Source organism: Gordonia sp. PvP123 (genome assembly GCF_040547295.1).
Taxonomy (GTDB): Bacteria; Actinomycetota; Actinomycetes; order Mycobacteriales; family Mycobacteriaceae; genus Gordonia; species Gordonia terrae.
In genome coordinates, this window is the sequence record NZ_JBEPPN010000007.1 from 209,260 (window position 1) to 222,512 (window position 13,253).

A 13,253-nucleotide genomic window follows, 5' to 3' on the forward strand; every position below is an offset into this window, starting at 1 on the left:
CCGAGGGACTCGAGACTAGAAGTCCCAGTCCTCGTCCTCGGTGTTGACGGCCTTGCCGATGACGTATGAACTGCCCGACCCGGAGAAGAAGTCGTGGTTCTCGTCGGCGTTGGGCGACAGCGCCGACAGGATCGCCGGGTTCACGTCGGTCTCGTCGCGCGGGAACATCGCCTCATAGCCCAGGTTCATCAGGGCCTTGTTCGCGTTGTAGCGCAGGAACTTCTTGACGTCCTCGCTGAGCCCGACCTCGTCGTAGAGCGCCTCGGTGTAGTCGCTCTCGTTGTCGTACAGCTCGAACAGCAACTCGAAGGTGTAGTCCTTGAGTTCCTGACGACGCTCCGGGGTCTCGACCTCGAGCGCCCGCTGGTACTTGTAGCCGATGTAGTACCCGTGGACCGCCTCGTCGCGGATGATGAGACGGATCAGGTCGGCGGTGTTGGTGAGCTTGGCTCGGCTCGACCAGTACATCGGCAGGTAGAAGCCGGAGTAGAACAGGAACGACTCGAGCAGCGTCGAGGCGACCTTGCGCTTCAGTGGGTCGTCGCCACGGTAGTAGTCCATGACTATCTGCGCCTTGCGCTGGAGTTGTTCGTTCTCCTCCGACCAGCGGAACGCCTCGTCGATCTCCTTGGTGGAGCAGAGCGTGGAGAAGATCGAGCTGTAGCTCTTGGCGTGCACCGACTCCATGAACGCGATGTTGGTGAGCACCGCCTCCTCGTGCGGGGTGGTCGCGTCCGGGATCAGCGACACCGCGCCGACCGTGCCCTGGATGGTGTCGAGCAGGGTGAGACCGGTGAACACCCGCATGGTGAGCTGCTTCTCGTATTCGGTGAGCGTGCCCCACGACGGGATGTCGTTGGACACCGGCACCTTCTCGGGCAACCAGAAGTTACCGGTGAGGCGATCCCACACCTCGGCGTCCTTCTCGTCGGGAACGCGGTTCCAGTTGATCGCCGAGACCCGGCTGACCAGCTTGATGGGCGCTCCGTCGGCGGGGCTGTGGCTTGCGGTGGAGGTCATGACTCTTCCTCGTCTAACGGGTGGGGTGGGTGCCGGGAGTCTTAGAGGTACTGAAAGTTGTTGTCTCGGAGAGGATCACAACATGCAGCTGACGCAGCCCTCCACCTCGGTCCCCTCGAGCGCGATCTGGCGCAGGCGGATGTAGTAGAGCGTCTTGATCCCCTTGCGCCATGCGTAGATCTGCGCCTTGTTGACGTCGCGCGTGGTGGCGGTGTCCTTGAAGAAGAGCGTCAGGCTGAGACCCTGATCGACGTGCTGCGTGGCCGCGGCGTAGGTGTCGATGATCTTCTCGTACCCGATCTCGTACGCGTCCTGGTAGTACTCCAGGTTGTCGTTGGTCATGTAGGGCGCCGGGTAGTAGACGCGGCCGATCTTGCCTTCCTTGCGGATCTCGATCTTGGCGGCGACCGGGTGGATCGAACTCGTCGAGTGGTTGATGTAGCTGATCGAGCCGGTCGGCGGGACGGCCTGCAGGTTCTGGTTGTAGATGCCGTCGCGCTGGACGGCCTCCTTCAGTTCGCGCCAGTCGTCCTGGGTCGGGATGGCGATCCCGGCCTGGCCGAACAGATCCCGCACCTTCTGGGTTTCCGGCTCCCACACCTTGTTCAGGTACTTGTCGAAGAACTCGCCGCTCGCGTACTTCGACTTCTCGAAGCCGGTGAACGCCCGGCCGCGCTCCTTGGCGATCCGGTTCGACGCGCGCAGGGCGTGGAACAGCACCGTGTAGAAGTAGATGTTCGTGAAGTCGATGCCCTCGTCGCTGCCGTAGAAGACCCGTTCACGGGCCAGGTATCCGTGCAGGTTCATCTGCCCCAGGCCGATGGCGTGAGAGTTGTTGTTGCCGAACTCGATCGAGGGCACGGAGGTGATCGAGGTCTGGTCGCTCACCGCGGTGAGACCCCGGATCGCGGTCTCGATGGTCTGGCCGATGTCGGGCGAATCCATCGTCTTGGCGATGTTCAGCGAGCCGAGGTTGCACGAGATGTCCTTGCCCACTTCGGCATACGACAGGTCGGCGTTGAAGGTCGACGGCGTCGACACCTGCAGGATCTCCGAGCACAGGTTGGAGTGGGTGATCTTGCCGTCGATCGGGTTCGCCCGGTTCACCGTGTCCTCGAACATGATGTACGGGTATCCGGACTCGAACTGCAGCTCCGCGAGGGTCTGGAAGAACTCGCGGGCCTTGATCTTGGTCTTGCGGATCCGTCGGTCCTCGACCATCTCGTGGTACTTGTCCGTCACGTTGATGTCGGCGAACGGGACGCCGTAGACGCGTTCGACGTCGTACGGGCTGAACAGGTACATGTCGTCGTTGGCCTTGGCCAGCTCGAACGTGATGTCCGGGATGACCACACCGAGCGACAGTGTCTTGATGCGGATCTTCTCGTCCGCGTTCTCGCGCTTGGTGTCGAGGAAGCGGTAGATGTCGGGGTGGTGTGCGTGCAGGTACACCGCGCCCGCACCCTGCCGGGCACCGAGCTGGTTGGCGTAGGAGAACGAGTCCTCGAGCAGCTTCATGATCGGGATGACACCCGAACTCTGGTTCTCGATCTTCTTGATCGGCGCGCCGTGCTCACGGATGTTGCTGAGCAGCAACGCAACTCCGCCGCCTCGCTTGGACAGCTGCAACGCCGAGTTGATCGACCGGCCGATCGACTCCATGTTGTCCTCGATGCGCAGCAGGAAGCACGAGACCGGCTCGCCACGCTGCTTCTTGCCGGAGTTGAGGAAGGTCGGCGTCGCCGGCTGGAACCGGCCCGAGATGATCTCGTCGACGAGGTTGCGGGCGAGCGTGGTGTCACCGTCGGCCAGGGTCAGCGCCACCATGCAGACGCGGTCCTCGAAACGCTCGAGGTACCGCTTGCCGTCGAAGGTCTTCAGCGTGTAGCTCGTGTAGTACTTGAACGCCCCGAGGAAGGTCGGGAACCGGAACTTCTTGCCGTAGGCGTGATCGAACAGTTCGTTCACGAACGCGCGGTCGTACTTCGCGAGGACCTCGGGCTCGTAGTAGTTCTCCTCGATGAGGTAGTCGAGCTTCTCGTCGCGATCGTGGAAGAAGACGGTGTTCTGGTTGACGTGCTGCAGGAAGTACTGGTTCGCCGCCTCGCGATCCTTGTCGAACTGGATCTTGCCGTCGGCGTCGTACAGGTTGAGCATCGCGTTGAGCGCGTGGAAGTCGAGCTCTCCGGGATCATGCCCCGCAGGCCCGGGGTGCACGCCCGACTTGCTGGCTGAAGTGGTGTCCGAGACGGCGGCGGTGGGCGACACGACAGATGACTCCTGCGGATAGTGGTGGCTGAGGCCGATGATGGGCACGGTATCGACGGGGTACGACAACCTGTGGTGACGCGCGAACGTCGGGTCAGGCGGGCGAGGCGCTGAGCGACACACCTGCCGCGAACGCCGGACTCTGGGCGAACTCCGCGAGCCCCGCGCGCACGCGGTCGACGTCGTCGGTGGTGCCCATCAGTTCGAATCGATACAGGTAGGGCACCCGGCACTTTCGTGCGATGACGTCGCCGGCGTAGCAGAACTCCTCACCGAAGTTGGTGTTGCCCGCCGCGATCACCCCCCTGATCGACGATCGGTTGTGCTCGTCGTTGAGGAAGCGGATGACCTGCTTGGGGACGTAGCCGCCGGGTTGCCCCGTCGCCTTGCCCCCGCCGTAGGTCGGACAGACCAGGACGTACGGCTCGTCGACACGGAAAACACCGGTCCGATCGAGGAGCGGGATGCGCTCGGCGCGCATGTCCAGCTTCTGGACGAACCGGTGGGTGTTCTCCGATACGGAGGAGAAGTACACGATCAACGGCGATGCGGCTGCCGCCATGTCTCCTCCAACCTGGTCGTTCTCGTGGATCTCGCCCGCGGGGTCATGTCCTGGCGGGCGCTGTCGGTATCAACGCCGTGACCGGCGTGACCATTTCCTCGATGACTGCGGAGATGCGATGCGATCCGGCTTCCCCGTCGGATCGCTGTTCACATCGCCGGTCGGCGGACGTCGCCACCGTCATGGTGACGACCGTCGGATCAGGCAGCGGCAGTGGCGAGCGCCTTGATGCGGTCGGGACGGAAGCCCGACCAGTGCGCGTCGCCGGCGACCACGACGGGCGCCTGCAGGTAGCCGAGCGCCATCACGTAGTCACGCGCCTCGGCATCTTCGCTGATGTCGACGATCTCGTAGGACAGACCCTGCTTGTCGAGGGCCTTGTAGGTGGCATTGCACTGGACGCAGGCCGGCTTCGTGTAGACGGTGATTGACATTCGGAGGTACTCCTCGGGTCGTAGGAATCGCCAGTGACGTGCGGTTTTCCAGCGTGAAGATGGTGACCTGGATCACCATCTCGGCGGCTTTGTCGAGGAGTCGAGCTGCTTCTCGTCTTGTGCCTGACTGGTAACGCAAACACTACACCTAGTGGCTGACATTTCTGACCACCACAAGGGGTTGTGAATAACATTGATGGAAGACGTGCAGGTCGGAGCGGTGCACGATCGTAAATCCGGGCGTGTCCGCCGCGTGTTCGGCGTGTCGCTCACAGGTTGTCCCGAGGCGGTCCACAACATGTCCACCGCCCATCCACATCAGCACGCGGTCGACCCCCGGACACGACGACGCCGCGCCGGGCTGAGCCGGGCGCGGCGTCGGACGTCGTCGGGCGATCAGGCGCTGACAGCGACCTCGTCGACGAGTCGGGAGACCGAGGCGACGACCTTCTCGACGATGGCCGGATCGGTCAGACCACCCTCGGGAAGAGCGGCGACCTGCAGGCCGAGGTCAGCCTCCTCGATGGCACGACCGCCGGCGATGCCGACGGACTTGCGGGTGTCCGCACGGGTCCACGCGCCGCCGTACTGTCCGAGGGCCGCACTCAGGACCGCGACGGGCTTGCCGGTGAGCGCTCCGGTGCCGTAGGGCCGCGACAGCCAGTCGATCGCGTTCTTCAGCGCGGCGGGAATGGTGCCGTTGTACTCCGGGGTGGCGATCAGCACGCCATCGGCCGCCCCGACCACCTGGCGCAGCTTCGCCACGCCGGCGTCGAGCTGATCCTCGATGTCGACATCTTCGCTGTAGAACGGCAGCGAGCCGAGGTCGTCGACGACGGTGATGGAGACCCCCGACGGCGCGTTGTCCGCGGCCACGTGGGCGAGCTGACGGTTCAGGGATGCTGCGCGCAGGCTTCCGACCAGCGCGACCAGTTCGACGACTCGTTCCGACATGTGATTCCTCTCGATGGCACAGGGGTCCGTGGGGGTCCGCGAGACCTCGTCTACGACTTGCTCTAACCGGACCAGGGTCCGATTCATTCCGGATCTGGTCAAGAGTTACGCTCATCACGTGCCGAATGGGCCCGACCACTCCCCGCTCCACATCTCGCTCAACCCCTCGGGGACCGAACGTGCCGACGCCGCACGTAACCGGCGTCTGTTGCTGGCTGCCGCCAAGAACCTGATCGATCACCACGGCGCGGCCGCGGTGACGATGGAGGCCGTGGCGCGCGAGGCGGGTGTGGGCAAGGGCACGGTGTTCCGCCGCTTCGGTAGCCGGACCGGACTCATGCTCGCCCTCCTCGACCACAGCGAGTCCGAGATCCAGCAGGCGTACCTGTCGGGCCCGGAGCCGCTGGGTCCCGGTGCTCCCCCGCTCGACCGACTGCTCGCCTACGGGCGCGCGCGTCTCAAGCTCACCTCCGACCACCTGGACATCCTGCTGGAGGCCGGCGCGGGCGCCGAGGACTTCATGAGCCATCCGGTGGCCCGCACATCCACCCAACATGTGCAGATCCTGTTGCGGCAGCTGGGTTTCGACGGCGCGCTGGATTTCCTCGCACTCACCGTCCAGGCGCCGCTGTCGGCGAGTTCGGTGCGCTACCTGCTGGTGGACGTCGGACTGGACCTCGAGACGATCACGCACCAATGGCAGGAGATGGTGACCGCGCTCGTCACCGGCCACCACCGGTCCTGACCGCACTGCTTCCGGCGGCTCGCGACGTCGCCGCGCCGACGACCGACGCGGCCGGTGTGCCGGACGCTCGTCGCGCGCCGCGGCGCCGGGACCCCTAGCCTGGGTTCCTGTGAAAGCAGTGATCATCGGCGCCGGTATGGGCGGGACCTCGGCGGCCATCGCGTTGCGACAACTCGGGCACGAGGTCGAGGTGTACGAGCAGGTCACCGAGAACCGGCCGGTGGGCGCGGCGATCTCGGTCTGGTCCAACGGGGTCAAGTGCCTGAATCATCTGGGCCTGGAAGCCGAGACGGCCGCGCTCGGCGGCATCGTCGACTCGATGAGCTACGTCGACGCTTTCACCGGAGAGACGATGTGCCGCTTCAGCATGGCACCGCTCATCGATGAGGTCGGGCAGCGTCCGTATCCGATCGCACGCGCTGACCTCCAGCTGATGCTGATGAACGCCTTCGGTCACGACGAGATCCGATTCGGCAAGAAGATGATCGCCGTCCACGACGGTCCGGAACACGCCACCGTCGAATTCGCCGACGGCAGCACCGCTCACGGCGACATCGTGATCGCCGCCGACGGTGCGAGATCGCTCGCTCGCGACTACGTCCTCGGCCGGATAGTCGAACGCCGGTACGCGGGGTACGTCAACTTCAACGGGCTGGTCCCGATCGACGAGGAGATCGGACCGGCGACCGAATGGACCACCTACGTGGGTGATTCGCGTCGGGTGTCGGTGATGCCGGTCGCGGACAACAGATTCTACTTCTTCTTCGACGTCACCATGCCGGAGGGAGCCCCGTTCGAACGCGGCACGGCGCGTGACGTGCTCGCCGAGGAGTTCGCGGCATGGGCTCCCGGTGTCCAGAAGCTGATCCGGGCACTGGATCCCGAGACCACCAACCGGGTGGAGATCCTCGACACCGACCCGTTCCACACCTGGGTCAAAGGACGCGTCGCGCTGCTCGGCGACGCCGCGCACAACACGACTCCGGACATCGGCCAGGGTGGTTGCTCGGCAATGGAAGACGCGATCGCCCTGCAGTTCGCCTTCCGCGACCACGCCGACGACCCGCACGCGGCACTCACAGCCTACGAGAGGTCACGTACCGAGCGGGCCGCCGACCTCGTCCTCCGCGCGCGCAAGCGGTGCGACGTCACGCATGGCAAAGACCCGGAGGCAACCGCCGCCTGGTACGAGGAACTTCGATCCGAGGACGGCACGAACGTCATCCGCGGCATCGTCGGCAACATCGTCGGCGGTCCACTCACGTAGATCTGCGGCGGCACCGTCGCCGATCATCCGCCTGCCGACGGCGCCTCGGTGCGCTCCGCACCGGCCTCGAGCCGGGCGGTCTCCAGACCGTCGTGCGCCACGAGCGCGTTCTCGCGCGTCAGGCTCGGTCCGGGTGCCAGCAGGGTCACGACCGACCACGGGGCGCGGGACGGGGAGTCCCCGAGCCCGAGGATTCCGCCGGTCTCGAAGTCGGGGATGCCGAACCGGACGCCCGAATCGTTGACATAGAACAGGGATTCGGTGCGCGAGCTGTCTGCTTCGTTGCCGGTCACCTGCAGGTACTCACCCGAACCCGGAGGCACGTAGACCGCATCGAGGTTCGGACCGGCGCCGTCGGACGAGGTCAGACGGACCGGCACCGCATCCGAACCGAGTGGGAGCTCGCGACCTGCGAGCAACGAGGTCTGCGCGCGGGGTTCGCCCGTGTCGCGAGTCCAGGTGCGGCACAGCGTCGGATCGCCGCTCACGTTCAGCAGCTCCGGAGCGATCTCGGGAAAGTCCGAGACGGGTTCTGAGCTCAGGGTTTTCAGCGCGGCGAGCTGTCCCGGTGCGACAGTGGCCACCGGCGCGGCGTCGGAGTCGGCCAATCGCATGAGCTCGGCGGTCGGGGCACTGATCTCCTGGACCCCGTCGCGCAGCACGAGGTGAAAGGTCGTGGTGTCGTCGACGCCGACCGATCTGACGACGCTGCCGATGCTCACGCCGTCGACCGCGCCCGGTTGCCCGGCACCCGGGATCTCCGGCACCGCAAGCGGATCGACCACGGGGAACGTGTTCAACAGGCCGGTGGACATCTGCCGGGGCGTGACCCCCTCGAGCCCGAGGGCGCGCATCACCGGCACGCTCGCGGTGTCGACCGAGGCGCGCACCGGACTCCAGACACCGTCTCGGAACAACTGGTACACGAGGAAGGTCTCGTCACCGGCGTCGACGAGTACGGCGTCGGCCGGGCGCGCCGTCCCGATCGAATCGCCGAGGCGCGGTGTCTCGGCGATGACGGTCAGTTCCACCGACTCGGTCGGCGCCTCCGACACCGTGGACGAATCGCACACCGTCCAGGTCGAGGAGTCCGGGTGCGACGATCCCGGCAGGGCGGCCGGCGCGCCGGGGATGCCCAGCAGGGGCCCACGCGGGTACGGCTTGAGCTTGTTGTCCCCGACCGACGTCGGCGACTCCGAACTCCCGGTCACCAGCCGCGCGGAGGCGAGGTTCAGCACGGGATGCAGGGTGTCCTCGATCAGCACGTAGGTGCTGCCGCTGTTCTTGCTGACGATGATCGTGGCGTCGCCGACCGAACCCTGCGGTCGGATGAGGCCCCAGATCCCGCACCCGCCGAGGACGAGCAGACCGAGCACCGTTCCGACCACGAGCGCCTGCAATTGGGAGCGCATGGGATCGTGCAGCATCCGGACGTCGCGCCGAACGAGCGCGTGCTCCAGCCGCTTGATCAGGAAACGATAACCGTTGACCTGGGCTTTGGTCGTCAGCTGACGTGCCACGACTCCCCCTGTCCGCACCCGTCCCACAGCGCCGGACCGGGTCCGGCGGCGGGCGGGCTGTGATCTCCTGCGGCATACCCCCTGCCGCGCGGTAGTAGCCTAACCGACAAACATGCCCCTGACGTGTGGGGCTCCACCGCTTGTGCACACACTCGGTGGGTGCCACACGGCGGTCGGCAGCGGTGATCGAGGGGGTCGCAACCGTGGAGCGGAACACGCGTGGGATGGCACTGCCCACACTCGTCCTGATCGAGGCGATCCTGGCGATCGGGCTCGTCGTGTGGACCGTGTCCGGCAGCGTCTGGGGCGCGACCGCGCTCGGTGTCGCCGTGATCGTCTCGGCAGGCCTGGTGCACCTGGGCGATCGGCCGTCGGCGTTCGGCCGGATCGTCGCGCACCTGTCGTTCTCGTGGGCGCGCATGCGTCGCGACCACGCCGATCTGGCCCCGGCCCCCTTCGACATCCCATTGTCTGCGCCCAACACCCATGCCGCGGCCCGTCGTTCGACGGCGCCGACGACCATCGGTGCGCGATGGGTCGGCGACACCCTCGTGACGGTGGTCCGGGTGGACCCGGGAGGTCCCGCCGTCACCTATCTGACCCCCGGGCACAGCGAGATGGCCGATGAATCGGGCCAGGTGGTCCCCCTCGGTGTGCTCGCCGAGTGCATCAGCCCCTACGACATCCAGCTGAGCAGCATCGAGGTGATCAGCCACGGCGTGCGCGTCTGGGGTTCGGGCGTCGCGCCGGCCACCTACGACCGGACTCTGGGTCCGCTGTCGGCGACTGCCCAGCGGTCGGTTCTGGTCGTCCTGCGGCTGAACCCGCTCGATTGTGCCGACGCCGTCGCCCGCCGCGGCGGAGGCGCGACCGGCGCCCTGCGCACGGCGACCGTGACCACCCGCCGCGTCGCGAAAAGGCTTGCCGAACAAGGCCTGTCGACGACGATTCTGTCGGCCGCGCAGATCACCGCGATCACGACGCAGCTGACCGAGGGGGCGACCCTCGACTCGCTGTCGGAGGAGCGCGACTCGATCGGCGTGGCGGGTCTGCGGATGCGCAGCGCAGCCGTCGAACCGGCCGCGCTGACCGGCATGCTCCGCGACGTCTGGGTCAACTCCGCGGTCTCGACGACGGTCACCGTGAAGTTGCGTCCGCGAGCAGCCGAGCGCAGGCGGCGCGGTGAACGCGCGACCGTCGAGGTGTCGGGGATCGTCCGGTTCAACGAATTCCCGGCCGCGCGGCGCGCACTGACCGAGTGGCCGGCCGGGTTGATCCCGCTCGATGGTCGCCAATTCGATGCTCTCGCAGCCAGTCTCCCCATCTCGACCTCGACCCGCCTCGACCGGGCGGTTCCGTTACTCGCCGGAGCGGAGGCGGACGCGTTCCTCGCCTCGGCACGCCTCCCGGCCGGTGGTTGCGGACAGCTGATCGGGGCCGATCACGCCGGCCGTGCGGTCGCGACCCGGCTCGTCGGGCCCGGTATCTCCACGGTGTCGGTGGCCGCGGGCATCCACGTCGTCGCCCAGATCGCCCTGCGCGCCGTCGCGGTCGGCGCCGCCGTACGCGTGCACACCGACCGCCCGCACCGGTGGACACCGGTGGTCACCGCCGTGGGAGACCCGAGCGCGCTGTCACTCGCCGGTGACCGCACGCCCGCCCGCCCGGGCCCGGCCCTGGTCATCGTCGACGGGGTCACTCCGCCCTCCCCGGCGCCCGACACCACCCGGATGATCGTCGTCGCTCCGGGACTGGGAGAACCGACGGACGGCGCCACGGTGGGACTGCGGCAGAATCCGCGGACCCCGCAGGACATCTCGCTCGACACCGGCGACCGGCCCACCCTGGTCACGATGGTTGCGACCCCTGACGAATGGACCCTGATCGGCGGCTATCCGGAACCCGCCGCAGCCGCGGCGCCGGCACCCGTCCGGCACTGACCCGCAGCACCGACCGTGGTCTGCGGCCGGATCATTCGGCCGCGGTGGCCACCGTCGAGGTCAGTCCGGGATGCGCCGTGACCGCCGCCGGGACCAGCGCGCGGTAGAAGACCGCGCGAGCCGAGGCCGCGCGGACGATGACGTCCGGGTCGTCGTCGGTGATCCACATGGCCCGTCCGGCCGTCACGGTGAGCGGGGCCCCGCCCGCGGGCCGGACCTCCACCGCGCCGCTGAGCACGGCGAGGATCTGTGGGCCGGGCATGTCGAAGCAGATCGACGAGGCGTGATGGAGTCCGGTGCCGTCGAGTTCGACACGCGACAGCCGGAACTCCGGCGCGGGGGTGAGGTAGATCCGTTCGGCACCGATCGTCCGCACCTGCGGTGTCAGGTCGGCGACGTCGACGGGGGTGAAGTCGAGGACTCGCAACAGCTCGGGCACGTCGATGTGCTTCGGCGTCAGTCCACCGCGCAGCACGTTGTCGGAGTTCGCCATGATCTCCACACCGGTACCCCGGAGGTAGGCGTGCAGGTTGCCGGCGGACAGATAGAGCCCTTGCCCGGGTTCGAGGTGAATGTTGTTGAGCAGCAACGACGCGAGGACACCGGGGTCGTTCGGATAGGCCTCTCCGAGTTCACAGACGGTGCGCAGTTCGGCAACGAATTCGGACTCGCCCCCGCTGAGAACGGTGACCGCGCCGGCGAGCACCGCCGGGACGAGTTGACGGAGGAGGGACTCGGGCAGCGTCAACCACGTCGTGAACAGCGCGCGCAGCCCCTCGGAATCCGGCTGGCCGGCCAGCATCCCGAGATACGGGTCGAGTTCGCTCACCTGCAGTGCACGAAGCAACCGGACGGTGTCCTCCGGCCGGCGGAAACCGGCCAGGGCGTCGAACGGGGTCGTGGCGACGATCAGTTCGGGTTTGTGCCACGGGTCCCGGTAGTTGCGGTCGCGGGCCTCGAGACCGACACCGCGCGAGTTCTCACGTTCGAATCCCGCGCGGGCCTGCTCGGCGGACGGGTGTGCCTGGAGCGACAGCGGTTCCTCGGCGGCGAGCACCTTGAGGAGGAACGGCAGGCGCTCGCCGAAGGCGGCCGTGCTCGCCGCGCCGAGCGTGCCGACCGGATCGGCGTCGATCACATCGACGAGATCCTGCTGGATCCCGGCGACGTCCACACAGCGAGCCGAGCCCGCCGGGTGGGAACCGAACCACAACTCGGCCTCGGGATGCGCCGACGGGACGGGTCTGCCCTGCATCGACGCGATCGCCGTCCGTGAACCCCACGCGTAGGGGCGCACCACACCGTCGATAATCCTCATTGCATCGCGTTCCCAACCAGGCGGAGGTACACCGCCGCCATCTCGACCCGTAGTGCCACGATCAGGAAATCCAGTACATCCCCCGGGCCGTCGGCCACCGGATCCTCGCCCGGCGCCGGGCGCCGGTCGTCCCATTCCCGACCGTCCGAGCCCCCGGCGGCCGAAGTCTGCTCTGCACGATCGGCTCCGATGAGCACATCGACCTCGCCCAGGCCGGCGACGCGCTGGCGCGTGTACCACTCCCGCCGGCCGGTCGACACCACCTGAACTCGTGGCGCGGGGGCCGGCGGCGGTCCGTCGAAGTCGGGATCGTAGAAGATGGAGTCGGCGGCGGGTCCGCTGTCCGGACGCGCGCCGAGCAGCTGCACCATCCGCGAGACATCCGCGAGTTCGGCTGCGGCGCTGACGATCCCGGACAGGCCGACGAGCCCGGCAACCGCGTGACGGGCGATGGCCGCACCGGCTGGGCTGTCCGCGGTCCACACCGTGGGACGCCCCTGGACCCGAAGCGCCAACGACTTCGCGCGATTGTGAAAGGCGTCGCGTGCCGGATGCCCGGTGGTGGCCTCGGCGTCGAGCGCGTCGGCGAGGTCGTCGAGCACGGGCACGGCGCCGGTGAACCGGACCTGCGTCAGCGCCCCGAACACCGCGAGCAGCGCCGCCGCGAATCCGACGAACCGGAAACGCGGTTCGATGTCGAAGCGTGGCGCGAGATCGATTCCGTTGCCGCCCAGAGCATCCTGGAGCGGACCGGCCACCGGCGCGAGCACCACCACCTCTGCCCGCCGGCGTAACGCCCGCGCGGCCGCGTCGGCGAGCGCCATGTCCCCGGCGTCGTCGCCGGCGATGATCACGACATCCAGCGGCCCGATCCACCCGGGCAACACCGGTCCGCTGACCACCGGGACATCCACCCGGGCCGCCAGCGTCGCCACCGCGAACTCGGTGGCCCGATGCGACACCCCGCTGGACCCGTGGACCACGACCACGCTGCGCGGGCGCAGCTCGGCGAGCGGCGCGAGCACACCTTCGCGGACCGCTTCGGCGACGGCGCGTACCTGCGCACCGGCGAGCGCGACCGTTCTCAGCAAACCGTCGACATCGGCCGAGATCAGCTCCTCGGCGTCGTCGAGGTCGGGGGAACCGGTTCGCATGTGACCAGGGTAGCCAGCTCGCGGAGTCGGTGTGCATGGGAACGGCACATCGTCGCGGTGGCGACGTCCCT

General features: G+C 67.6%; 11 protein-coding genes. 3 read left to right on the plus strand and 8 right to left on the minus strand.

The features are described from left to right. Positions 1 to 15: 15 nt before the first annotated feature. The 5 genes from nrdF to ABIC25_RS15745 form a co-directional block, all read right to left on the minus strand. On the minus strand, positions 16 to 1,020 hold the full coding sequence (gene nrdF, locus ABIC25_RS15725; RefSeq protein ID WP_004019252.1) for a class 1b ribonucleoside-diphosphate reductase subunit beta: 1,005 nt from the start codon (positions 1,018 to 1,020) through the stop codon (positions 16 to 18). Positions 1,021 to 1,095: 75 nt separating this feature from the next. Further along, entirely contained in the window at positions 1,096 to 3,288 is a 2,193-nt protein-coding gene (nrdE, locus tag ABIC25_RS15730) for a class 1b ribonucleoside-diphosphate reductase subunit alpha (protein ID WP_354562317.1), read from the minus strand. Between the two features lie 94 nt (positions 3,289 to 3,382). After that, complete coding sequence (nrdI, locus tag ABIC25_RS15735; RefSeq protein WP_004019250.1) at positions 3,383 to 3,850, minus strand: class Ib ribonucleoside-diphosphate reductase assembly flavoprotein NrdI; 468 nt, start codon at positions 3,848 to 3,850, stop codon at positions 3,383 to 3,385. A gap of 200 nt (positions 3,851 to 4,050) precedes the next feature. Then, positions 4,051 to 4,284, minus strand: coding sequence for a redoxin NrdH (locus ABIC25_RS15740; RefSeq protein WP_004019249.1), 234 nt, complete (start codon positions 4,282 to 4,284; stop codon positions 4,051 to 4,053). Positions 4,285 to 4,680: 396 nt separating this feature from the next. After that, on the minus strand, positions 4,681 to 5,238 hold the full coding sequence (locus ABIC25_RS15745; protein ID WP_354562170.1) for an NAD(P)H-dependent oxidoreductase: 558 nt from the start codon (positions 5,236 to 5,238) through the stop codon (positions 4,681 to 4,683). Positions 5,239 to 5,356: 118 nt separating this feature from the next. On the opposite strand from ABIC25_RS15745, the gene ABIC25_RS15750 reads away from it, so the two are divergent. Together ABIC25_RS15750 and hpxO are read left to right on the plus strand one after the other, a co-directional pair. Further along, positions 5,357 to 5,983, plus strand: coding sequence for a TetR/AcrR family transcriptional regulator (locus ABIC25_RS15750; protein WP_064570663.1), 627 nt, complete (start codon positions 5,357 to 5,359; stop codon positions 5,981 to 5,983). Positions 5,984 to 6,092: 109 nt separating this feature from the next. Further along, the gene (gene hpxO / locus ABIC25_RS15755) at positions 6,093 to 7,250 is read left to right on the plus strand and encodes an FAD-dependent urate hydroxylase HpxO (protein ID WP_354562171.1); all 1,158 of its coding nucleotides are present in this window, start codon (positions 6,093 to 6,095) and stop codon (positions 7,248 to 7,250) included. 23 nt (positions 7,251 to 7,273) lie between these two features. Here hpxO and eccB read toward each other — a convergent pair whose 3' ends face one another. After that, positions 7,274 to 8,770 carry a type VII secretion protein EccB gene (gene eccB, locus ABIC25_RS15760; RefSeq protein WP_354562172.1) on the minus strand — a complete coding sequence of 499 codons (1,497 nt, stop codon included), beginning with the start codon at positions 8,768 to 8,770 and terminating at the stop codon, positions 7,274 to 7,276. A 224-nt stretch (positions 8,771 to 8,994) separates the two neighbouring features. Between eccB and eccE the strand changes: the two genes are divergently transcribed. Beyond that, positions 8,995 to 10,710, plus strand: coding sequence for a type VII secretion protein EccE (eccE, locus tag ABIC25_RS15765; RefSeq protein ID WP_354562173.1), 1,716 nt, complete (start codon positions 8,995 to 8,997; stop codon positions 10,708 to 10,710). Positions 10,711 to 10,741: 31 nt separating this feature from the next. On the opposite strand, the gene manA is transcribed toward eccE, so the two are convergent. Further along, positions 10,742 to 12,028, minus strand: a complete 1,287-nt coding sequence (gene manA, locus ABIC25_RS15770) for a mannose-6-phosphate isomerase, class I (protein WP_354562175.1) — start codon at positions 12,026 to 12,028, stop codon at positions 10,742 to 10,744. Then, a complete protein-coding gene (locus tag ABIC25_RS15775) occupies positions 12,025 to 13,182 on the minus strand; it encodes a hypothetical protein (RefSeq protein WP_004019242.1) in 1,158 nt (385 codons plus the stop codon). Before ABIC25_RS15775 ends, manA begins: the two co-directional genes overlap by 4 nt. Between the last annotated feature and the right edge of the window lie 71 nt (positions 13,183 to 13,253).

Coding starts and splice junctions, on each gene's coding strand:
- nrdF (WP_004019252.1), bottom strand. CDS start 1,020: ATGACCTCCACCGCAAGCCACAGCCCCGCCGACGGAGCGCCCATCAAG.
- nrdI (WP_004019250.1), bottom strand. CDS start 3,850: ATGGCGGCAGCCGCATCGCCGTTGATCGTGTACTTCTCCTCCGTATCG.
- ABIC25_RS15740 (WP_004019249.1), bottom strand. CDS start 4,284: ATGTCAATCACCGTCTACACGAAGCCGGCCTGCGTCCAGTGCAATGCC.
- ABIC25_RS15745 (WP_354562170.1), bottom strand. CDS start 5,238: ATGTCGGAACGAGTCGTCGAACTGGTCGCGCTGGTCGGAAGCCTGCGC.
- eccE (WP_354562173.1), top strand. CDS start 8,995: ATGGCACTGCCCACACTCGTCCTGATCGAGGCGATCCTGGCGATCGGG.
- manA (WP_354562175.1), bottom strand. CDS start 12,028: ATGAGGATTATCGACGGTGTGGTGCGCCCCTACGCGTGGGGTTCACGG.
- ABIC25_RS15775 (WP_004019242.1), bottom strand. CDS start 13,182: ATGCGAACCGGTTCCCCCGACCTCGACGACGCCGAGGAGCTGATCTCG.